20 protein-coding genes are annotated in these 22,260 nt (G+C 63.2%); 11 read left to right on the top strand and 9 right to left on the bottom strand.

The window, feature by feature from the left end; genetic code table 11:
• Window positions 1–144: 144 nt before the first annotated feature.
• Window positions 145–594: an iron-sulfur cluster assembly scaffold protein gene (locus V1286_RS10225; protein WP_108516799.1), complete on the top strand. Its 450-nt coding sequence runs from the start codon at window positions 145–147 to the stop codon at window positions 592–594.
• A gap of 216 nt (window positions 595–810) precedes the next feature.
• Here V1286_RS10225 and V1286_RS10220 read toward each other — a convergent pair whose 3' ends face one another.
• Window positions 811–1,728: a COG3904 family protein gene (locus V1286_RS10220; protein ID WP_334479329.1), complete on the bottom strand. Its 918-nt coding sequence runs from the start codon at window positions 1,726–1,728 to the stop codon at window positions 811–813.
• A 240-nt stretch (window positions 1,729–1,968) separates the two neighbouring features.
• On the opposite strand from V1286_RS10220, the gene yidD reads away from it, so the two are divergent.
• The gene (gene yidD, locus V1286_RS10215) at window positions 1,969–2,322 is read left to right on the top strand and encodes a membrane protein insertion efficiency factor YidD (protein ID WP_334479328.1); all 354 of its coding nucleotides are present in this window, start codon (window positions 1,969–1,971) and stop codon (window positions 2,320–2,322) included.
• A gap of 34 nt (window positions 2,323–2,356) precedes the next feature.
• On the opposite strand, the gene V1286_RS10210 is transcribed toward yidD, so the two are convergent.
• Window positions 2,357–3,571, bottom strand: a complete 1,215-nt coding sequence (locus V1286_RS10210) for a hypothetical protein (protein WP_334479327.1) — start codon at window positions 3,569–3,571, stop codon at window positions 2,357–2,359.
• Between the two features lie 2 nt (window positions 3,572–3,573).
• Window positions 3,574–4,947: an APC family permease gene (locus V1286_RS10205; RefSeq protein ID WP_334489612.1), complete on the bottom strand. Its 1,374-nt coding sequence runs from the start codon at window positions 4,945–4,947 to the stop codon at window positions 3,574–3,576.
• Between the two features lie 297 nt (window positions 4,948–5,244).
• Between V1286_RS10205 and V1286_RS10200 the strand changes: the two genes are divergently transcribed.
• A complete protein-coding gene (locus V1286_RS10200; RefSeq protein WP_417021122.1) occupies window positions 5,245–6,579 on the top strand; it encodes an alpha/beta hydrolase in 1,335 nt (444 codons plus the stop codon).
• A 59-nt stretch (window positions 6,580–6,638) separates the two neighbouring features.
• Here V1286_RS10200 and V1286_RS10195 read toward each other — a convergent pair whose 3' ends face one another.
• Entirely contained in the window at window positions 6,639–7,799 is a 1,161-nt protein-coding gene (locus V1286_RS10195; protein WP_417021121.1) for an MFS transporter, read from the bottom strand.
• A gap of 313 nt (window positions 7,800–8,112) precedes the next feature.
• Between V1286_RS10195 and thrS the strand changes: the two genes are divergently transcribed.
• Together thrS and V1286_RS10185 are read left to right on the top strand one after the other, a co-directional pair.
• Window positions 8,113–10,158, top strand: coding sequence for a threonine--tRNA ligase (gene thrS / locus V1286_RS10190; RefSeq protein ID WP_334479323.1), 2,046 nt, complete (start codon window positions 8,113–8,115; stop codon window positions 10,156–10,158).
• Between the two features lie 83 nt (window positions 10,159–10,241).
• Entirely contained in the window at window positions 10,242–10,805 is a 564-nt protein-coding gene (locus V1286_RS10185; protein WP_334479322.1) for a nitroreductase family protein, read from the top strand.
• Window positions 10,806–11,058: 253 nt separating this feature from the next.
• Here V1286_RS10185 and V1286_RS10180 read toward each other — a convergent pair whose 3' ends face one another.
• Window positions 11,059–12,174, bottom strand: a complete 1,116-nt coding sequence (locus tag V1286_RS10180; RefSeq protein WP_417021245.1) for a hypothetical protein — start codon at window positions 12,172–12,174, stop codon at window positions 11,059–11,061.
• Window positions 12,175–12,408: 234 nt separating this feature from the next.
• Here V1286_RS10180 and V1286_RS10175 point away from each other — a divergent pair, with 234 nt between their 5' ends.
• Entirely contained in the window at window positions 12,409–13,479 is a 1,071-nt protein-coding gene (locus V1286_RS10175) for a patatin-like phospholipase family protein (RefSeq protein WP_334479321.1), read from the top strand.
• Window positions 13,480–13,539: 60 nt separating this feature from the next.
• Here the strand turns inward: V1286_RS10175 and V1286_RS10170 are convergent, their stop codons facing one another.
• Both V1286_RS10170 and V1286_RS10165 read right to left on the bottom strand, forming a co-directional pair.
• A complete protein-coding gene (locus V1286_RS10170; protein ID WP_334479320.1) occupies window positions 13,540–13,968 on the bottom strand; it encodes a CBS domain-containing protein in 429 nt (142 codons plus the stop codon).
• A gap of 191 nt (window positions 13,969–14,159) precedes the next feature.
• A complete protein-coding gene (locus V1286_RS10165) occupies window positions 14,160–14,957 on the bottom strand; it encodes a rhomboid family intramembrane serine protease (protein ID WP_334479319.1) in 798 nt (265 codons plus the stop codon).
• A gap of 547 nt (window positions 14,958–15,504) precedes the next feature.
• Between V1286_RS10165 and V1286_RS10160 the strand changes: the two genes are divergently transcribed.
• The 5 genes from V1286_RS10160 to V1286_RS10140 all read left to right on the top strand — a co-directional run bounded on the left by V1286_RS10160 (window position 15,505) and on the right by V1286_RS10140 (window position 19,119).
• A complete protein-coding gene (locus V1286_RS10160) occupies window positions 15,505–16,059 on the top strand; it encodes a PAS domain-containing protein (RefSeq protein ID WP_334479318.1) in 555 nt (184 codons plus the stop codon).
• Between the two features lie 226 nt (window positions 16,060–16,285).
• Window positions 16,286–17,065 (top strand): transporter substrate-binding domain-containing protein, encoded by a 780-nt coding sequence (locus V1286_RS10155; protein WP_108516774.1) that lies wholly within the window; start codon window positions 16,286–16,288, stop codon window positions 17,063–17,065.
• A 22-nt stretch (window positions 17,066–17,087) separates the two neighbouring features.
• Window positions 17,088–17,750, top strand: a complete 663-nt coding sequence (locus V1286_RS10150; protein ID WP_334479317.1) for an amino acid ABC transporter permease — start codon at window positions 17,088–17,090, stop codon at window positions 17,748–17,750.
• 3 nt (window positions 17,751–17,753) lie between these two features.
• Complete coding sequence (locus tag V1286_RS10145; RefSeq protein ID WP_108516769.1) at window positions 17,754–18,404, top strand: amino acid ABC transporter permease; 651 nt, start codon at window positions 17,754–17,756, stop codon at window positions 18,402–18,404.
• Window positions 18,391–19,119: an amino acid ABC transporter ATP-binding protein gene (locus tag V1286_RS10140; protein WP_214488743.1), complete on the top strand. Its 729-nt coding sequence runs from the start codon at window positions 18,391–18,393 to the stop codon at window positions 19,117–19,119. Before V1286_RS10145 ends, V1286_RS10140 begins: the two co-directional genes overlap by 14 nt.
• A 229-nt stretch (window positions 19,120–19,348) precedes the next feature.
• On the opposite strand, the gene V1286_RS10135 is transcribed toward V1286_RS10140, so the two are convergent.
• Together V1286_RS10135 and V1286_RS10130 are read right to left on the bottom strand one after the other, a co-directional pair.
• Entirely contained in the window at window positions 19,349–20,947 is a 1,599-nt protein-coding gene (locus V1286_RS10135; protein ID WP_334479314.1) for an FAD-binding oxidoreductase, read from the bottom strand.
• An 82-nt stretch (window positions 20,948–21,029) separates the two neighbouring features.
• On the bottom strand, window positions 21,030–22,199 hold the full coding sequence (locus V1286_RS10130; RefSeq protein WP_334479312.1) for a saccharopine dehydrogenase family protein: 1,170 nt from the start codon (window positions 22,197–22,199) through the stop codon (window positions 21,030–21,032).
• Window positions 22,200–22,260 lie beyond the last annotated feature (61 nt).

Raw genomic sequence — 22,260 nt, 5'->3', positions numbered from 1 at the left:
AATACGTTGGCGGGCGAATTGGTTTCCATTTCGGCACGCCTCGGCGAAAGGCCGGGCTGTTTTTCGGCCGTTCCAGTCCATATATAGGAGGATGAAACCCAGCCGCCAAGGGCGCTCAGACCGCCGCCCGGGACACCGATTCTCATGCTGAACGACATCTACAACAAGCGGATCATCGAACTGGCGGGCAATATCCCCCGCCTCGGCCGCCTCCCCGACCCCCATGCCAGCGCCACCGCCCACTCCAAACTGTGCGGCTCGACCGTCAAGGTCGACCTGAAGATGGAGGGGCCCGTGGTCACCGACTTCGCCCATGACGTGAAGGCCTGCGCGCTGGGACAAGCCTCCTCCTCGATCATGGCAAGCCATGTGGTCGGCTCGACGGCTGGCGAGTTACGTGAACTGCGAGAAACCGTGCGCAAGATGCTGAAGGAAAACGGCGGTCCCCCGCAAGGCAAATGGGCTGACATCGCCCTGCTCGAACCGGTTCGCGACTACAAGGCCCGCCACGCCTCGACCATGCTGACCTTCGACGCCGTGGTAGATGCCATCGGCCAGATCGAGGCCAGAGCGAAGCAGCCGGCGCAGGCTTAAGGGATAAGTCCCGTTAAGGGATAAGTCCTGCCTAATACACCGTCGTCATGCCCGCCAACGGGTCTCGCCTGCGGCGAGCCCGATGACAGGCTCCGGCGGGCATCCAGTACGCCGAGAAATCCCGATCAATTACAGATGCTGCGGCGTACCGGATCATCCGCCTCAGTGCGCAATTGCGCACAAGGCGGATGATGACACCGCTTGTGTAGATGCGTTTTACTTCTGCTGCGGCGGGGCCGGCGCAGTCGCGGAGCCGCCGGTCGGAGCCGCGGCCTCGGCGGTCTTGGTGGATTTGCCCTGCGGTTGCGCGTCGCCCTCGACGGCGGAACTGGCGAAGCGGTCCTGCGGCTTGGCAGGCTTCGCCTCCGCCATCGGCACCGACGCATTGTCCTGCGGGAACACATCGGCGACCGCATCGGTCGTGACGAGATTGGTCAGGCGCAATTCACCGCCCGACATCTCGTGCAGATCTTCCCACGGCGGCACGCTGAGCGCGAGCGAGAGCAGATCGCCGGTGCCGCCCATGTCGAAGGTAAATTTCGCGAGCCGGCCGATGTCCCGCTCCACGATCATCAGGTCTTGCGCGGTGTAGGTCGCGGCCTTGGCGTCGTCGGCGCGATCGCCCATCCAGATCTGGTGCACGCGGACATGCGCGCCCGGCGGCACGTAACGGGTCTTGCCCGAGAGAAGCAGGAACACGCACATCGACTCGCAATGGGCTTCCGGCGTCACGCTCGCGCGTTCGCCTTGCGGGGCCTGCGTGCGCACGGTGGCGCCTACCGTGGTCAGCGCGCCGAGACCGCGGAACCGCCGGCCAAGCGCGATGGAATCGTTGACCGAGCCGCCGCTGGAATCCAGCACGATGGTCGCGCCGGCGAGCTGGCGGCCCTTGGCGAACTCGTCGAACTCTCTCGGACTATCTGATGTCACGATGCCGACCGCTGAGACCCAGCCCCTGCAATCGGGCTGGCAAGCATTCCACTTGAAATGCATCGGCTGCTTGCGTTCTTCGAGGGTGCCGCCGGCGTGCGCCGAGTTGCCCAGCGTCGTGATCGCGCCAGGCAGTGCGAGACAAAAGGCGGTGGCGCCGAGAAGCGCCCAGCCGCGAATTTTCAGCGACCTTGCAAACCTCAATTTGGTTCCTTCCCCCAAGCAGCCCCCTTTAGGGAGCGATGGCAACGGCCCCACTTCAACGCGACATGATTCTGTCATCGAAGCGTGGCTGAAACGGTAACTGTCCTGTCCTGTGTCGTCCATAATACCTTGGCGTGCTCCGGTATACTGCGGTGCGATAGTTGCGAACTGTGGCGTAAATATCTGCACGCATTGAGTTCCGCGCTTGGAACACCCGAAAAACTACGTACATAGTTCAGCATGGCGCCCGCGGATCATTCATCGTCACCTCCAAAACACTGCACGGATTGTGCCAACACTGTCCGTCGTCTGCCGCGCAATGCAGGGCGCGGGCTGATCTGGATCTACCGCCACACACTATCGCTGCTGGTTGGCTACAACTGCCGGCATCTGCCGACATGCTCGGTGTATGGCGACGAAGCAATCGAACGCTTCGGTCTATGGGCCGGCGGATGGATGACGCTGGCGCGGATCCTGCGCTGCCAACCCTGGGGCACATCCGGCATCGACAATGTGCCGCTGATCACACCTGCGGGCGCGCGATGGTATCTGCCGTGGCGTTATGGTCGATGGCGCGGCGTCAACGGCGGATGAATACGAAGCTTGCGGCACGCCTGCGTTCCGTCGCTCACCGCCAGAAGAAAAATCCGCCTCTCGGCTGCGGTCCGATGTCCGCCGGAGGACGCGGCTTTCGCACGCGCGGCGGCGGTGGTGGGAGTTCGGTCGACGACGTCGCATCGGAACTGGCCGGGCCGTCGTCGGGCAACCGCACCGACAGCAGCAAATTCGTTTCGGGCGTCCGCCAGCGATAGCCGATGCCGAAATCGATCGGCTGCGCGCGCCGGAACAGTGCGGCATATGAATCCTGATAGCGTCCCGGGAATTCGTCGATCGGCCCCAGATAACGGCCGAACGGGAAGAAGCGCCACTTCTTCGTGCTGTAATAGCCAAGCGGAATTCCGGAATCGTCCTGGATGATGGTGGCGCTGTTATTGAGCAGGAAGTCGCGCACCGTGGTGAAGTTGCCGGAATGCAGCAGATAGGAGGCGCTCTTGATCAGGCTGTTGCCGGGCGCGAGCGTCGCACAGAACTTCAGGAACCCGCTCCCCTTCACGCCGGAGTTGGAAAGATCGGTCGAGAAATAATACAGGGTCTTTTCCTGACCGTCGCTGCCGGCGAACATGATGCGCACGCCGCGCACGGCATTCGGTCCGGCATTCTCGCCTGCGAGATACGCCGCGCCCTGGTCGTCCAGCGAGATCGGACTGACGCTCTTCACGGTCATGCCCGAGCGCGCCAGGAACACGTAGAGGATCGGCAAGGTACCGCTGATCTGGCCCGCCTGCAGATCGGTCTTCATATCCTTGGTGATGAAGAAGCTGAAGCTCAGGATCGAACCCAGCGAGCGCTCGACATTGTAGAGCGCTGACGCAATGCCGCCGCGCGGCAATCGTGAGAGGTCGGGCACCGAGCCGACCGGCTCGAGCGCACTCAGCACGTAGGTCGACGCCTTGGAATGGAAGGCGTTCGCGTAAAGAAAGTCCGGGCCTGAGAACATGTAGAACATGGTCGGCTTGGGCGCCGCCAGATTGGTATCCGCCCAGGCGCGGATCCGTGACAGCTGGCGCTGCTCGAGTTGCCCAAACGCGGTGTCGAAGAATTTGGCGTGACGTTGCCAGGCCGGCTCCTTGGTGAGCGGCGCCAGCGGCGAATCCGCGGAAGGCATCATGCCGGCCAGAAATTTCGCGGTATCGTCCACCGTTGCGGTTTGGGCATGGACGGTAGCCGCAGCCGCCAGCAGCATGACAGCAGCAAGCGTCGCCGTTTTCAGGGAATGCAGCATGTTCATTCGCTACCCGCGGATACGGCCGCGGGGGCTTGATCTGCCCGCTTGCGGAAGACGGCGTAAATCAGGAGACCTGAACACATGATCAGAAGACCCAGCAGCGACTGCAACGGCCGTTCGGTCAAAAGGTAGTACATCATGAACCCTGTCACGAGCAGGAAAACCACAGGGGTTACCGGGTATCCCCAGGCACGGTAGGGCCGCGGCAGATCGGGGTGTGTGATGCGCAGCTTGATCACGCCGAGCACGGTGAAGAACGAGCAAAACAGCAGTGCAAACTGGATGAAGTCGAGCACCGCCTCGAAGCTGCGCGTAAACAGCATCAGGCTCGCGACCGTGAGCTGAAACAGAATGGCGTAAGCCGGCGCGCCGCCGGTCGAGCGGCGAGCGAACGCCCGCAGCACCGGAAGGTCCTCGCCCATCGTCATCATGACGCGCGGACCGATCCACATCATCGCGCTGATCGAGGAGATCAGCCCGAAGCAGATCATCGCGCCGACGATGCGGCCGCCGAATTCGCCGAAGATGTAGCTGCCGGAGATGCGTGCGACGTCGAGTTGACCAGCGAGCTTGTCGATCGGCGCGGTGTGCAGGAACACCGCGTTGAGCGCCACATACAGCACCAGCACGATCAGCGTTCCGAACAGCATCGCCCGCGGCACGTTGCGCTCGGGCAACCTCACCTCACCGATGATGTAGGTTGCCGCGTTCCACCCCGAGAACGAATACATCACGAACACGAGGCTGATCGCGAACGGCGCGCTGACGATATGGGTGAAGTCGGAAGCCGATGGCGCGAACGATACCGGCTGCGCCGTGCCGATCACAAATCCGCTGACCAGGAAGGCTACGATCAGCAATACCTTCAGAATGGTCGCGATCAGTTGAAAGTTCGAGGAATGCCGCACGCCGGTGAGTTGCACCAGCGACACCAGCCAGACCACGCCGATCGCCAGCGCCAGCGGCGGCGCGTTGGGCACGACCGACTTGCCGTACTCGCCGAATGCCATGGCAGCCAGCGCGACCGGTGCGGCGAAGCCGACGGTTGCCGACACCCAGCCCGCCACAAAACCGAAGGCCGGGTGATAGGCCCGGCCGAGGAAGTTGTACTCGCCGCTCGAGCGCGGAAACATCGCGCCCAGTTCACCGTAGGAAAACACCCCGCACAACGCGACGATGCCGCCTATCGTCCACAGCAACAGGATCGAAAAGCCCGAGGGGATGTCCTTGACCTGAAAGCCGAGGCTGGTGAAGACGCCGACGCCGACCATGTCGGCAACGACGATGGCAACCGCCACCAGTACCGAAACGCTGGAGCCGCTGCCGGAGCGCGAGCCGGGCCACGCCGGGCTTCCCGTTTCTGATGCCGCCATCTCGGACCGTACCTTCAGCGCCGCAGCCAGGAGCTGCCATCGTGCAGGCACACGCGCCTCAATTCAAGCAATGTTAACAATGGTTTAAATTGAGAGACAAAATAGGTTCTATGGTACCGCCAGCTTCCCCGTGGCACTGCTGGATTGCGAAAACATCGTGACGGTCCCACAATCGCGACACGATTGCATGGTCTCCTCGGGGCTTCCGGACGTGGGGAGTTTTTCCGGACGCTTAATGTCGCCTAAACGCGTGCGAGCTTACGCCGGTTGACGGTCGATCTTGGGACATTGGGGTGGATGGTCGGAGCAATTCCGAAATTCCTGACAGTTGATCGCGCCAACCGGGCAGTGTCCCCGGTCATGCCGCGCCGCGCCTTGCCGATCCCCTTGTCGTTTCCCTTGCCGCTCCGATGGCATTGGGTTGCGATGGCTGCGCTGTGCGTGCCGCTGGCGTTTGTCCTGGTTCAATGCGGCAAGGCGCCGAGCGCGGGAATGCTGGCGGCGAGCACGGATGGCGCAAAATCCCGGGCCGCAAAGTCCCGGACTTCAATCGATACGTTTGACGACCGTTTCCCGCAGCCGCAATTTGCCGACCGTTTCCCGACCGCCAATGAAAGCCTGCCGCAGGTCCAGCGCCAGGTTGCGCTGGCGCCTCAGCCGCGCGCCGCGCGTACCGAGCCCGTGAGGGTCGCGTCGCTGACGCAGACGTTGGCGCTGCCCCGCAGCGAGCGCGAAGAATTGACCACGCTGGTCAGCATGAAGTCCTCGGCCTTCCCCTATTTCGGCACCAATCCGCGCTCCGAAGAACCGTTCCTCAACATCTCCAAGGGCGACCGCAAGGGCCACCGCAGCTATGGCGGCCGGGTCTATTGGCAGGACGAGACCTACAACGACAGCCGCGTGCTGGTGCATGTCCCCGAGACGTTCGATGCCAGGAAGCCGGGCGTGATCGTGGTGTTCTTCCACGGCAATGGCGCGACGCTGGAGCGCGACGTCCGCGACCGGCAACTGGTGCCGCAGCAGATCTCGGATTCCGGCGTCAACGCCGTGCTGCTCGCGCCCCAGCTCGCGGTGAACGCCGCCGATTCCTCGGCCGGCAAGTTCTGGCAGCCGGGCGGCTTCAAGCGCTTCATCGATGAGTCGGCGAGCCACCTCGCCCGCCTCTACGGCGATCCAAAGTCGGCGCAGGCATTCGCGAACCTGCCGATCGTGATCGTCGGCTATAGCGGCGGCTTCCTGCCGACCGCCTGGAGCCTCGAGGTCGGTGGCGTCCCCAACCGGGTCCGCGGCGTGTTCCTGCTCGACGCTGTCTACGGCGAACTCGACAAGTTCGCGTCCTGGATCGAGAAAAACCGGACCGGCTTCTTCGTCTCTTCGTATACCCGCTACACCAAGCGGCACGACCAGGAGCTGATGCAGATGCTCCGCGACAGGGGCATCACGGTCACCGAGAGCATCGACGGGCCGCTGCGGCCCGGCAGCGTCGTGTTCGTGAAGACGCCCGACGGCGTCACCCACCGCAACTACGTCACGCAGGCCTGGACCGAGCATCCGGTCAAGGACGTGCTGGTCAAGATGGCGGCAACGCCCGCTTTGACGCAAGTCGCCAGCGCGCCGTACTCAAACCGGTAGCCGCCTCTTCGCCGCGCCATCGCGGCGTGTGAGCCGTCACCCGCTTTGATCATGTTCCGCTAAAGACTATTTTTCGGTTTGGTCAGGATCACCGCCACCAGCGCCAGTGCAACGAAGGCCGCGGCGACGTAACCCGCGGCATGGAGCAGATCGCGCGCGTAGAGAAACCCGCCTATCGCCGATCCCACCGCCTGCCCGATGTAGAGCACCGACGTGTTGAGCGACACCGAAGCGGATGAGAGCGCAGGTGCCGCGCCGACCAGCCGCACCTGCTGCATCGAATTGGTGGAGGCAAAACCGAGGCCCCAAATCGCGACCGACACAGCCATCAGCGGATAGATGCCGGCGCTGAGCGCCCAGCCGGCCACGCCCGCCAGCAACAGCACCGTGAAGAATACCGACGTCTTCCAGGCGCCCCAGGAATCGACGATACGGGTTCCGATCGCCGTGCCGATGACGCCGCATACACCATAGACCGCAAATACCAGCCCGATCGCATCCGGCCCTGCCCCCGTCAGCCTCGCCAGCAGCGGCGCCATGAAGGTGAACACCACGAACTGACCGGACATCTGCAGCGTGGTGATTAACAGCAACAGCACGATCAGCCTGTTGCGGCCGATAGCGGCCCATGTCTTGAGGTCGACCGGCGCGCCCATCAGCCCACGCGGCAGGCGCCAGGCCAGAAGAAGGAAGCTTACGCAGCCGATCAGGCCAATGCTGCCATAGGCCGCGCGCCAGCCATATCGGCTGGCGATGAAGGTGATCAGCGGCAGGCCGACCGCCGCCGCCAGCGACCAACCGAGAAAGATGTAGGCGATGGTGCTGCCGCGCTTTTGCTCCGGAACGATCAGCCCGGCAGTCCCGGCCGCCTGCGGCGTATAGAGCGCGCCGACCGCGAGCATCACCAGACGGATGATGAGCAGGCTGGTATAATCGGGCGCGAAGGCGGAGGCGAAGTTGGTAAACGCAAGCACTGCGAGCGTCGCCGTCAGCAAGGTGCGGCGATCGATCCTGGAAGTCAGCCACGCCGTAACGGGTGAACCGACGCAGAGCATGATCGCACCGAAGGTGATCAGCAGCCCCGCGGTGCGGATGCTGATATCGAGACCAGAGGACAATTCGCCGAGCATGCCTGCCGGCGCCAACACCGAGCAGCCGGTGACAATGTTGCCGAGCATAAGTGCGCTGGGCGCAAAGCGGCGTTCGGCCCGGACAGGCATGGGCACATGTTTCATGCACGTGCATATACGCGGCGAGCCGCGCCAAGAAAAGGCCGCGATGCCGGACTATTTGTCATCGCCGTCATGAGATTATTGATTTGATTCCGCTGATGCCTCGCGGGCTCTGCGTGCGTTGGCTGTGAAGAAGTAATCCGTTTTTCCGGGCAATGAGGCCCCGGTTGCGGCCCCCCGCGGCGGCTTCCATCACGCCCAATTTAGCAAATTGCCCGATTGCAGGCGCCGAATCCCCTGCTATACCGCAGCATTCCGCTTACCTGCGCTCGTTCGCAGGAGTGAGCTTTAGGAGACTGATATGCCTGACCAGAATACGCCTGCATCCGGATTCCAGTTCGGCCTTGCCAATTTGAAGCCGGCCGAGCCCCTGGAAAAAATCACCCTCACTTTCCCGGACGGCGCGAAGCGCGAATATCCCAAGGACATCACCGGGCTCGACATCGCCAAGGGCATCTCGCCCTCGCTGGCCAAGCGCACGGTGGCGATGGCGCTGGACGGCGTGGTCGTCGACCTCAACGATCCGATTTCGGGCGACGCGAAGATCGAGCTCATCAACCGCGACGATGCGCGTGCGCTGGAATTGATCCGCCACGACTGCGCACATGTGCTGGCGGAAGCCGTGCAGTCGCTGTGGCCGGGCACGCAGGTTACCATCGGCCCGGTGATCGAGAACGGCTTCTACTACGACTTCTTCCGCAACGAGCCGTTCACGCCGGAAGACTTCGCCGCGATCGAAAAGCGGATGCGCGAAATCATCGCGCGCGACAAGCCCTTCACCAAGGAGGTGTGGGATCGCGAGAAGACCAAGCAGGTGTTCCGCGACAAGGGCGAGGCCTTCAAGGTCGAGCTGGTCGACGCCATTCCCGGCGACGAGCCGATCAAGATCTATTTCCAGGGCGACTGGTTCGATCTCTGCCGCGGCCCGCATATGAGTTCGACCGGCAAGGTCGGCAACGCCTTCAAGCTGATGAAGGTGGCGGGCGCCTATTGGCGTGGCGACTCGAACAACCCGATGCTGACGCGCATCTACGGCACGGCGTTTGCCAAGCAGGAAGAGCTCGACGCTTACCTCAAGCAGATCGAGGAAGCCGAGAAGCGCGACCACCGCAGGCTCGGCCGCGAGCTCGACCTGTTCCACTTCCAGGAGGAAGGCCCCGGCGTGGTGTTCTGGCACCCGAAGGGCTGGACAATTTTCCAGGCGCTGATCGCCTATATGCGCCGCCGCCTGACCGGCGATTACAGCGAGGTCAACGCGCCGCAGATCCTCGACAAGGCGCTGTGGGAAACCTCGGGCCATTGGGACTGGTACCGCGAGAACATGTTCGCGGCGCAGTCCGCCGGCGACGAGGCCGAGGACAAGCGCTGGTTCGCGCTGAAGCCGATGAACTGTCCGGGCCACGTGCAGATCTTCAAGCATGGCTTGAAGAGCTACCGCGACCTGCCCTTGCGCCTTGCCGAATTCGGCGTGGTGCACCGCTACGAGCCGTCGGGCGCCATGCACGGCCTGATGCGCGTGCGCGGCTTTACGCAAGACGACGCGCACGTCTTCTGCACCGAAGCCCAGCTTGCCGACGAGTGTCTCAAGATCAACGAGCTGATCCTGTCGACCTACGCCGATTTCGGCTTCGAGGGCGAGCTCACGATAAAACTCTCGACCAAGCCGGACAAGCGCGTCGGCACCGACGAGATGTGGGACCATGCCGAGCGTGTGATGGCCACTGTGCTGGCGGAAATTCAGGCCAGCGGCAGCAATCGCATCAAGACCGCCATCAACCCCGGCGAAGGCGCGTTCTACGGGCCGAAGTTTGAATACGTGCTGCGCGACGCCATCGGCCGCGACTGGCAATGCGGCACCACGCAGGTCGACTTCAACCTGCCGGAACGTTTTGGTGCGTTCTATATCGATGCCGACGGCTCGAAGAAGGCGCCTGTGATGGTGCACCGCGCGATCTGCGGCTCGATGGAACGCTTCATCGGCATCCTGATCGAGCATTTCGCCGGCAACTTCCCCCTCTGGCTTGCACCGATCCAGGCCGTGGTGACGACCATCACCTCCGAGGGAGACGAATACGCCAAGGTGGTCGCGGCCGCAGCGCGACGCGCCGGCCTGCGCGTCGAAATCGACCTGCGCAACGAGAAGATCAACTACAAGGTCCGCGAGCACTCGCTGGCGAAGATCCCGGCCCTTCTCGTCGTCGGCAAGAAGGAAGCCGAGACCCATTCGGTCTCGATCCGCCGGCTCGGCAGCGAGGGCCAGAAGGTGATGCCGACCGACGAGGCGCTGGCCGCGCTGGTGGAGGAAGCGACACCGCCGGATGTGAAGCGGATGCGGTCGGCGGTCTGATCATAATCGGTCTAAATCCGCTTCCGCTGGAGCGGCTGTGCCACTATCTCTGGCACAGCCACTTCCTACGAAAGCGCCCTATTGTGCCCGATGCCATTGAGCTCCTGAAGATCCGCCGCTCGGTCAAGCCTCGCGAGATGAGCGGGCCCGGCCCCACGGCTGCCGAACTCGAGACCATCCTGACCATCGGCGCGCGGGTGCCGGACCACGGCAAGCTGACGCCGTGGCGCTTCATCGTGTTCGAAGGCGACGCCCGGGCGCGGGCCGGCGATGTCATTGCTCGGGTGTTTGCTAAAAAGAACCCGTCAGCCCCGGCCGCCGACATCGAGATCGAAAAGCGCCGGCTGATGGACGCACCGCTGGTGATCGCCGTGGTGAGCTTTACCCGGCCGCATCCGAAGGTGCCGGCCTGGGAGCAGGAATTGTCTGCGGGCGCCAGCGCGATGAATATCCTCACCGCCGCCACCGCACTCGGCTATGGCGCCAACTGGCTCACCGGCTGGTTCGCTTTCGACCGCGATGTGCTCGACGGACTTGGATTGAAGGCGGACGAAAAACTCGCCGGCTTCATCCATATCGGCACGCCGGCAAAGCCTGTCGAAGACCGTCCGCGGCCGGCGCTGTCGGATATCGTGACGCGGTTCTAGATTCAGCAAGAGGATGCATGCCCCGGACTACGCCGGGCATGAATGGTGTGCGCGGCATGAAATTAGGTTGGGCCGTGACGACGGACCATCTCATGCCCCCGGACGCAGGCGGCCTGAGTGCTTATATCCGGGGCCCATTCTACTTTGCATGGGGTTGTTTTCGGGATTTTGTGTCTAGGCCTGCGGTGTACCGCCGAAGGGTATCTGCACTGCGTCCGGCACACGAGATCGCTAGTGCCTCGCGCTAACGTGGCTACCTCGCCACGACCTCGACCTCGGCGTCGACGCCGTTGACGACGTTGAAGGGACGCTCGAACACCTTGCCTTCGTTCTTGGCAATCGCCCGGTATTCGCCTTCGGACAACACGACGCGCGGAAATGCGCCGATCGATTCCTTGATGACGTCGCCGCCCGGCGTGATCACAGACCACGCGGTGTTGGCGAGTGCCTCGCCGCCCCGGTCGCTGACGAGTTTTAGCGTGATCACCGCCGCGCGGTGGCTGACCGTCACGTCCGTCAGCTTGCCGGCCTGGACGCGGATGTCGGAGCGCACGACGGAGTTGGCGTCGCCATAGTTGGAAATGATGTAGTAGGTCCCCTCCGGCAGCAGCGCGACATCGCCTGCGGCCACGTTAGGCACCAGCGACTGGCGTTCGGCGCCGGCGCCACCTTCGAACTGGCTGCCCTTGTAGAGCGCAAACGAAATCTGGTTCGGTGGAATCTTGCTAGAGCCGACGCGGCCTTCGATGCGCAGTCCGCCGGCCGGAAGCACGAAGGCCACGCGATCGGTCTCGGCTTTCAGGCTCACCGCCCGCACCGCGCTGACCAGGCCGAGGGCGACGTGGACGACGTAACTGCCGGGCGGCAGCACAATGTTCGGGGTCGCACCGCGCTCCTCGCGGATCAGCTTGAACGTGCCGGTGTCGTCGGGCTTGTCGGCGAACACCCGCCATACCAGCCCGCCGTTGATAACCGGCAGATCCTTGCCGTAGCGCGCCGTCAGCGACAGCACCCCCTGATTTGGAGCTGCGGCCCCCGGTGAAGGCGCTGCCGGCGAGATCGTTGCGATCGACGGGGGCACAATGGTGGGCTGGTTCAGCGGCGCCGGAAGCGGCGGGATCGTTCCCGTCCCCGACGGTGGGGCCAGATTCATGGCGGGCGCGGTCTGGACATCCGGAACCGCGGCCGGCGGCACCGGTGGCGGGCGGTCCGAGAACATCTGGGCCGAGGCCGGGGCCGGAAGCAGTGCAACCAGCGCCAAGGCAATCGTCAAGGTAATCGTCAAGGCACGCATCAAGGCAAGCGCCAGCGCCGGAAAAGGCCATCCGCCCCGCCCGTTTCCAACGATACCGTGACCGCCCGAAATCATGGCCATGCTTTTCACTGAAAACGCGGCAAATTCAAGCCTCCGTCGCGCAAGTTCGGCCGGCGGCGCTGGCGGAACCGGCTCCGGCACCCAATGTTAATGCTGCGGTCGCGGTCCAGTCACATTCCCCGCCTAGGCCCGCTCTTGCAGGACATAAACCACGCAGGCGGATCGGGATGGACTGTTCTGGCGCGGCCGCGCCGCGGCGAATATCGTTGAAGCCGCAGGAGAGTTTACGTGTTGGATAGCTGGATGGGCCGCGGCCAAAAGGGCTCCGATGCCCAAGAAAAGGCCCAAGACAAGGTGGGGCTCGGCAGTATCCGCCGGCCGGTAATCGGGCTCGCGCTGGGCGGCGGCGCCGCTCGCGGCTTTGCTCATATCGGCATCGTCCGGACGCTGGTGGCCCACGGAATCATTCCCAACGTCGTGGTGGGTACGTCGATCGGCGCAGTGGTCGGCGGCGCCTATGCCGCCGGACATCTCGACACGCTGGAAGAATGGGCGCGCAGCCTGCAGCCGCGGACTGTCTTCTCCTATCTCGATATCCGCCTGAATGGCTCGGGCCTGATCGGCGGCGCCAAGCTTGCGGCCGAACTGCAGAACGCGCTGGGCCAGAGCCTGATCGAGAATCTGCCGGTGAAATTTGCCACCGTGGCGACCGAAGTGCGCACCGGCCACGAGATCTGGCTGACCCACGGCCCGATGGTGGATGCGATGCGCGCCTCCTATGCGCTGCCGGGAATATTCTCGCCGGTATTGGTCGGCGACCGCTGGCTGGTCGACGGTGCCCTGGTCAATCCGGTGCCGGTGTCGGCGGCACGCGCGCTCGGCGCGGAGATCGTCATTGCCGCCAATCTTTCCAGCGACGTCTTCACACACTCCACGACGATCTATTCCCACGGCCCGACGGCCGGCGTTTCGGTATCGGTGATGCCGGAAGCGCTGCCCGAACCCGAGCCGCGCAAACGCGGTATCGGAAAATTCTTCTCCGCCGAGCGCACCATGAAGCGTGAGTTCTTCGGCGGCGGCGGGCGGCCGGGCATCTCCTCGGTCATGGTCGATGCCTTCAACATTATGCAGGACCGCATCACCCGCGCACGGCTGGCCGGCGATCCGCCCGACCTCCTGATCTCGCCCCGCGTCGGCAAGATCGGCTGGTTCGATTTTCACCGCGCCGACGACCTGATCGCGCACGGCGTGCGCGCCGCCGAGCGCGCGATCGAATCGATCCAGGAAGCGATCCACATTCTGGCGCCGCCACAGGCAGGCGACGCCGCGCCGGCGGTGGAAAAGGCCGAGAAGGAATGACGTGGCGTTTTCAAGCGAAGTGGTTACCGGTTCGCGCTAAGAAAACGCGTCAAAACAGGCTCAGGCCGTTTTGATATAGTCGCGTAGCGCTTCCTGCTCGGTCTCGAATTCATGGACCCGGCGCTTGACGATGTCGCCGATCGAAATCAGGCCCACCACCTTGCCGTCCTCGATCACGGGCAAATGGCGGAACTTGCCGAGCGTCATCATTTCCATGATGCCGGCAACGGTGTCGGACTCGCGGCAGCTCACGACCTTGCGCGTCATGACGGCACTGACCGGTTCCTCGAGCACCCTGGCGCCGCGCTCGCCCAGCACCCGGACGATATCGCGCTCCGAAAGGATGCCCTCAAGGTGCCCCTGGTTCATCACCAGCACGGCGCCAATCTTGCGTTCGCCAAGCACCTTGATCGCGGCCGAAAGCTTGACGTCCGGCTCGACGCTCAGGATCTGATGGCCCTTGGTATCGAGAATTGAACGTACCGTCATTGGCGCCTCCCTGAATCCGTTCGCGCCCCTGGGGGCCCGACTTGTTCGCGAGTCTTCAATCAACAGTTCCGCGCCGGTTTCATTTCGGGGCGCGGTTTACAAGCGCGGCTGTCGTGCACGGCAGCGGCATAGGCTTGCGTTACAACTTTATGTGGATGATGAATGAAATCGTCCTTCGCCGCAAGCGACGATCAGACGCGGCCGGGCTCGTCCGGCGATGAGGCCTCGGCGGCATGATGCATCGCACGCGGCACCGGGTCGAACAGCGAAAACAACATCAGGCCGGCGAGAAATCCGCCGATATGCGCCTGCCAGGCGACACTGGCGCCCTCAGAGCCGATCGAAATCGACCCGAGGCCGAAGATGATGTTGACGCCGAACCACACCGCCAGAAATCCGAGCACGCGCGGGTTGCGCAACGCCCGGGCAAGCGACAGCGCTGGAACCTTCGCCGCGGCATCCGCATCCCCCCGGTGGAACGAAAGAAAACTTCCCCGCACGAAGGCGAAGCGGATGGCGGCGGCCATCGCGCCGGATACCGAGGCCGAGGCGCCGATCATCGGCGCGATCGCGTGCTCATGGGTGACGAGATGCGCCAGTGCGCCCGCCGCGGCCGTCACCGCCATGAAAACGAAGAACCTGGCAGGACCGAACCGGCGGGCCAGCGCGCTGCCGAACGGCAACAGCCAAAGCACGTTGAAGCCGATATGGCTGAGATTGGCATGCAGCAGGGAATAAGTGACGAAGGTCCAGACCTTGGCGCCGGCCCCGCCGGGGAAAGTGATGTTGAGCAGCGTGGAATCGTAGCGCTTCGGAATGAAGCCGAACACGTCGATGGTCCAGTTCTCCAGTTCCACCGGCAGCAGCACGCGCAAATGAATCGCTGCGATCAGCGCGACATAGGCCGTCAGCGCGCCCGGCAGCGTCAGGATCGGCTCGTGCGGGGCGTCCGGCGGCTCGAGCTGGGATGAGTAAGACTGGGAATCCAAAGGCCAGGACCTTGCAAGGCGGCTTCGAGGGGTATTGGTCCAGATAGGCGGCTTTGCCCGCCCTGTGCAAGTGCACAATCGACAATTCGGGGCCAGGGCGAATTCTGCAGGTACATGGACCCCGGCGCTGCGCCGGCGTCCGGGACATGATGTCGCCGCCAAAAGAACGAAAAGAAAAAGGGAGGATGCTGAGAACATCCTCCCTTGTCTTGCTGATCTTCTCGCGCCCCTGGAGCCGGGATTACATCCCCACCCCTCCCCGCGCGATGACCAAACTGTTTGACGCTGCCTGTGTACCAACTGCGCCGAGAACCCAGAGATAAGCCGGCGCCGTCTGATGCGTTCCACACTACGCACGCCGCCCCGCCTTCGCCAACCTCATAGTTAATTTAACGTTAACAACGCAAAGCCGTGACTCGCGCGGCCAAATCGCCTTCCCGGCATGGACGCTGCAAAGCCTGTCCTGCACAACACAGAAGGGAAGGCGTGTTGCGCAAAAGCGGGACAGAAGTGTCTCGCTTAAGGCAACCCGGGGCGAGGATTAGTTATGAAACACCCATCGAGCCGCGAATTCTTCGCCTATTGGGATGCGAAGCGCGGCGATGCGCGGGCGCCGGACCGCAGCGAGATCGAACCCGGCGCGGTGCGCGAACTGCTCGGCGACATCTTCGTGCTGAACTACGACAACGATGCCGGCTACCCGTTTCGCGTCGCCGGAACCCGGGTCTGCGCCCTGCTCGGCCGCGATCTGAAGGACACCAGCTTCTCCGCGCTGTTTACCCCGGACAGCCGCCGCGAGATCGAGGACATCGTCAGCTACGTCGCGGAAGAAATGCTGGCGGCGATTGCCGGCATCACCGCGACTTCGGACGATGGCACGACGGCGCATCTGGAGTTGCTGCTGCTGCCGTTCAACAACCGTGCGCATGCGCCGATCAGCCTGACCGGAGTGCTGGCGCCGTTCGAAGGCGACCTCGGCACGATCAGGGATTTCAAGGTGACGTCGTGGCGCTATCTGCACCGGCCGCAAAAGCTCGTTCCGCGCGCCTTGCGCAAGCTCGCCATCGCGCGCGGCTTCATGGTGTATGAAGGCCTGCGGTAATCACGAACCGACGGGTTCAACGAACGCCGCAGCACAACGCATGGTCGCGCGACCATGCTCGAAAACGACCCACAAAAAGCCTCCAAAAAATGCAACGCGAAGCATTGCCTAAATGCGAGGCGTCAGGCAGGGTCGAATTGCGACGTGGAGCCGGGCCACATCAGCCGAATACGCACCGAGAGGAATCTCGGAGGCGGTGAATTGGCGTAACCTCGGAGATATTAGAATGCCCTTCAAGAAACTGTTGCTTGCCGCTGCACTTGTCACTGCCGCGGTGGCGACGCAGGCCCATGCCGACGCGCTCGACTCCATCATGAAGTCGAAGGTGATCAAGATCGCGGTGCCGCAGGATTTTGCGCCGTTCGGCTCAGCCGGCCTCGATCTCAAGCCGCAGGGCTACGACATCGATATGGCCAATCTGATCGGCAAGGAACTCGGGGTGAAGACCGAGATCATCCCCGTGACCAGCGCCAACCGCATTCCCTATTTGCAGACCAACAAGGCCGACCTCGTGATCTCAAGCCTCGGCAAGAACGAGGAGCGCGAAAAGGTCATCGACTTCTCGATCGCCTATGCGCCGTTCTTCTCCGGCGTGTTCGGCACCAAGGCGATTACGGTTGCGAGCGCAGCCGATCTCAAGGGCAAGACCATCGGCGCCACGCGCGGTGCGATCGAAGAACAGGCGTTGACCGCCTCGGCGCCACCGGACGCGACCGTCAAGCGTTTCGAGGACAACAACGCCACCATCGCCGCCTTTGTGTCCGGCCAGGTCGACCTGATCGCTACCGGCAACACGGTGGCGGCCGCGATCGCCGAAAAGGTTCCGGCGCGCGCGCCGGCGCTGAAATTCGTGATCAAGGACAGCCCCTGCTATGTTGGACTCAACAAGAACGAGCCCGCGCTGCTCGCCAAGGTCAACGAGATCATCACCAAGGCAAAGGCTTCGGGTGATATCGCAAAACTGTCGGAGAAGTGGCTGAAAGCCCCCTTGCCGCCCGGCTTCTAAACGCCAACGCCGGGGCACCCGCGTGTCTTACAAACTGCAATTCGCCGAACTGCTGCCCTATTGGAGCGTGCTGCTGCAGGGGCTGATCTTCACGATCGTGCTGACGGTCGTGTCGACGGTGGCCGGCATCGCGGTCGGCACCGCCGGCGCCTCGGCGCGCACCTTCGGACCCGTTTGGCTCGGCCGCGTCGTTGCGGTCTACGTCGAACTGATCCGCAACACGCCGTTCATCGTGCAGCTGTTCTTCATCTTCTTCGGCCTGCCGGCGATGGGGCTCAAGCTCAGCGAGACTACGGCCGCCTTCCTCGCCATGGTGATCAATCTCGGCGCCTACTCGACCGAGATCATCCGCGCCGGCATCGAGGCCGTGCCCAAAGGCCATATCGAAGCCGGCCTCAGCCTCGCCATGACCAAATGGGAGGTGCTGCGCCGTATCGTGCTCAACCAGGCATTCCGCAAGATCTATCCGGCGCTGTCGTCGCAGATCATCATCGTGATGCTGGGTTCGGCGGTGGTATCGCAGATCTCCGCGGAGGACCTCACCTATGCCGCGAACTTCGTGGCGTCGAGGAACTTCCGAAACTTCGAAGTCTATTTGCTGGCGGCGCTGGCCTATCTCGTGCTGGCGATGCTGACGCGTTCGCTGCTGCGGGCGCTCGGCCGCGTCATCTTCAAGGCGAGGTGAACCATGCTGCAGTTCAGCTTCTGGGACATCCTCTCCAACCTGCTGATCGCCACGCAATGGACGATCGTGCTGTCGCTGATCGCGTTTGTCTGCGGCGGCATCGTAGGCCTGGTCCTGTTGTTCATGCGCACCTCAGGGATCGCGCCGCTGGAATGGTTCACCAAGACCTACATCGAGTTCTTCCAGGGCACGCCGCTCCTGATGCAGCTCTTTCTGTTTTTCTTCGGCATCGCGCTGTTCGGCGTCGAGGTGTCGCCATGGACAGCGGCGACGCTGGCGCTGACGTTCTGGACCAGCGCGTTCCTGACCGAGATCTGGCGCGGCTGCGTCGAGTCGATACCGAAGGGCCAGTGGGAGGCGTCCTCCAGCCTCGCGCTGAGCTACATCGAGCAGATGCGCTACGTGATCCTGCCGCAGGCCTCGCGCATCGCGGTCGCGCCGACCGTTGGCTTCTCCGTGCAGGTCATCAAGGGCACCGCGCTCGCTTCCATTATCGGCTTCGTCGAGCTGACCAAGGCCGGCACCATGCTCAACAACGCCACCTTCCGGCCGTTCCTGGTCTACTCGCTGGTCGCGCTGATCTATTTCTGCCTGTGTTTCCCGCTGTCCTGGTGGGCAAAAAAAATCGAAGGCCGCCTCAATGTCGCTCGTTAGCATTCGTGACGTCAGGAAGAGCTTTGGTGCGAACGAGGTGCTGAAAGGCGTCTCTCTCGACATCGCGAAGGGCGACGTGGTCGCCATCATCGGCCGCTCCGGCTCCGGCAAGAGCACCCTGCTGCGCTGTATCAACGGGCTGGAGACCTATCAATCCGGCAGCATCACTGCCGATGGGATCGAGGTCGCCGGCGCCAACACCAATCTGCGCGAACTGCGCCGCCATGTCGGCATGGTGTTCCAGCAGTTCAACCTGTTTCCGCATCTGACGGCGGCCGAGAACGTCATGCTGGCGCCCACCGTCGTCAACAAGGTGTCGAAGGCGGAAGCGCGCGCCACCGCCGCCGAAGTGCTGGCGAAGGTAGGGCTGTCGGAAAAGATGGATGCTTATCCGAGCGAGCTCTCCGGCGGCCAGCAGCAGCGCGTCGCCATTGCCCGTTCGCTGGCGATGCGGCCGAAGGTATTGCTATGCGACGAAATCACCTCGGCGCTCGACCCGGAACTGGTGAATGAAGTGCTGCGCGTGGTCGAGCAGTTGGCCCGCGAGGGCATGACGCTCATTCTGGTAACGCACGAAATGCGCTTCGCGCGCGACGTCGGCACCAAGCTCGTCTTCATGCACCACGGCAAAGTGCATGAGGAAGGTGTTCCGAAGGAGGTGTTCGCCGCGCCGCGAACGCCGGAATTGCAGCAGTTCGTGGGTCAGGTCGGCTGACCCAGGTCTTGAACCCATAAATCTACCGAGCGGACGGCTTGTCAGGTCCACTATGCGACGATCCTGGACGAAATTCCGCATCCATCGCCCCGAAACGACGCTATGTGCCAAAGGACTAAACCGCTCGCCCGGTAGGGCACTGCGGCGGGCGGCACAGCCAAGACGATAGCGCAACGGGGCGTCCTGTCTTGAGATCGAGGGGTTTCGACAACCTCACTCAAGACCCGCGTTACGGATCGATGAGCACTCCCGGGTTGAGCATGCCTTGTGGATCGAGTTCTCTTTTTGCCGCCCGAAGCGCGGCCGCGAAAATATCCGGGCGTTGGCGATCGTACCAAGGCCGATGATCACGGCCAACAGCGTGATGATGCGTGATCGTGCCGCCCGCCTCAATCAGCGCGTCGCTGGCCGAATTCTTGATCGCCTGCCATTGCTCCAGAAGCGCACCGTGGCGACCGAGTGCGTGGAAAGAAAAATAGGGCGCGGGCCCGTCCGGATAAACATGGGTGAAGCGGCATGTGACCTCGCCTTTCAGGCCGGTCGCTTCGACGATCGCACGCTCCGTCGCCGCCTTCACTTTGTCGTGGAAACTTTCGAACCGATCCCAGGTGATAGCGGTCTCAAACGTGTCGTTGATGAGACCGGCGGGTGTCAAAAACTCGCGCGCATATGGCATGCGAATAAAAGCGTTCCGCCAGATTCCTGCTGCGCCTTCGAGATGTGCATCGCTGCCTTTTGCGGCTTCCGGCGTCCCGCCATGGTCGGCGCAGCATTCGAGCGCTCGTGCCATCCAGGCATCCGGCGAATGGTCGCCGGATTCAAAGCCGAGCACCATGATCGCGACACTGCCGTCGGCCGCACCGGTGTTGAACGCCTCTTGCGCGTCAACGATGCGACAGTTCGATGGATAGAGGCCGGCCTGTGCGATGGCACGCAATGCGCGTGCCGCACCGAAGAACGAATGAAAACGAATCGATGTGCCGGCGCGGAATTTCGGACGTGGCTGCAATCGCATCCAGGCGCGCGAAATCACGCCGAGCGTGCCTTCCGAGCCTATGAACATGCGGTCGGGGCTCGGTCCAGCACCCGATCCCGGCAATCGACGCGTTTCGAGTATGCCGCGCGGCGTCACGACGCGCAGGCTTTCGACGAAATCATCTATATGCGTGTAGAGACTGGCGAAATGGCCACCCGATCGCGTCGCGATCCAGCCGCCAAGGGTTGAATATTCGAAACTCTGCGGAAAATGCCGCAACGTCACGCCGTGCGGTTTAAGCTGGTTCTCCAGCGATGGACCAAAGGCACCGCCTTCGATCAGTGCGGCGCGCGATATCTGATCTACCTCGACAACCTTGCCGAGATTGCGCAGGTCAAGTGTGACGGCCGCCTTGTAGCGAAGCCCATCTATTCGCGGCTCGACGCCACCGCAGACGCTCGACCCGCCCCCGAACGGCGTTAGCGAGGCGCTGACACCACCGGCCCAGTCCATCACAGCGGAAATTTCTGCTTCGTTTCGCGGATATGCGACCACATCGGGCGCGCTATCGTAGTCGCCGAGCATGGCTCGCACGTAGTCTGGATAGGATTTTCCGTAGGTATGCGCGACCCGGTCGTAGCGTTCGCTCGTACAGAAAGCGGCAAGTGAACTCGGCAATGCAACGCGCGGCGCGCGCAGTGCCAGGTCCTCGACACGCGGCACGGCTTTTGTCTCAAACGCATCGTGCGCGAATTTCGCGTGGTAACGGCCGAGCACGAAAGCCTGCTCCTCGGCAGTCATGCCTTCGTCTTCGCGGCCCCAGCCGTAATGTTTTAGCCTTGCACCGCTCATGGCATCCTCCCTGCTTTTTTCAGTTTGTGATTTCCGAGATCGCCGCGATATCCAGCGCGCCGCTGCAGTTCTGAGTGTTACCTCAACGCGCGCTGAAGGTGAGGCCGGCGCGCTCCTTCAGACGCTTGCGCAACGCCGGACCCATCAGGGCGCCCGGCGTCCAGATGCCGCCATCGCCCTGCACGTCGCGCACAAGGCAGAGAGCGCTCTCGGCGATCATCTTGCTGGCCGAGCCGTAGCCCGGATCGCGGTCGCCCGTGACTACCGCCTCGACCCGTCCGCCATCCGGCAGCTCGCCCAGGAAGAGGATGTCGTAGAAGCCCTTCTCGCGCTCTTCCCTGGAAGGGCCTGCGCCGCGCTTGAGACCGCCGGTCCCGAGCAAGGAAACCATCGTGGCGAACGTCTCCGTCGCCACACCAGCGATTTCCCCAAATCCCGGCGCGACCATCATCTCGTCGTAAACGAAGTCCGTGCCGTAGGGATGACCCAACAGGAAATTCGTGCGGTGCACATTCTTGGTGTTGATAGGCGCCATTGGGAACGGGACAAGCAACACGTTCAGGCTCGGGTCGTATTCGGGAATAAGGCCCGACGGCTGAGACGGCCCGGTGAACCCCGGCGTCAACGCGAAGGGATCGGTCAGCAGCCGGATCAGGGCCGGATCGCGCGCGGCGGCGGCCAATGTCGCCTGAGCGCTCGCCGCGGTGCCGCCAGACATGCCGCCTTTCACCTTGCGCAGGCGGGCCTTGACCCGTCGCGCCGGGCGTCCGAATTTCTCGCGCGCCTTCTCCTGCAACGTAAGCACGCCGAGATCGAACGGGATGGAATCGAAGCCGCAGGAGAAGACGATGCGCGCGCCGGTCAGTTTCGCCTCTTCGTGATGGGTGTCGATCATGCGCCGCATCCAGGCCGGTTCGCCGCACAGATCGACATAGGCCGTGCCCGTGGCCGCGCAGGCCGCCACAAGCTCGGGGCCGTGGAACTGATAAGGCCCGACCGCCGTGATGATCACGGCCGCACGCTCGCACATCGAACGCAGGCTGGCCGGTTCGGCGGCATCCGCGATAACCAAAGGCAAATCGTCTGGTGCGCCGATGTCGGCACGCACCTTCTGGAGCTTGTCGGTCGAGCGCCCCGCGATCGCCCAGGACGGAGCATCGTCGCCGCGATAGGACGTCGCCAGATACTCGGCGATGAGACGACCAGTGTAACCCGTTGCGCCATAGACGATGAGGTCGAAGTCCCGCTTCACGACTTGGTCCTCCTCGATATCCGGGAGAGCTAGCTTCAGATCCGTGTGCAATCGAATCGCA

It is taken from the genome of Bradyrhizobium algeriense, assembly GCF_036924595.1.
GTDB lineage: Bacteria > Pseudomonadota > Alphaproteobacteria > Rhizobiales > Xanthobacteraceae > Bradyrhizobium > Bradyrhizobium algeriense.
Note: the sequence above shows the minus strand (reverse complement) of the source record. Positions and strands in the feature narration are given on the sequence as shown.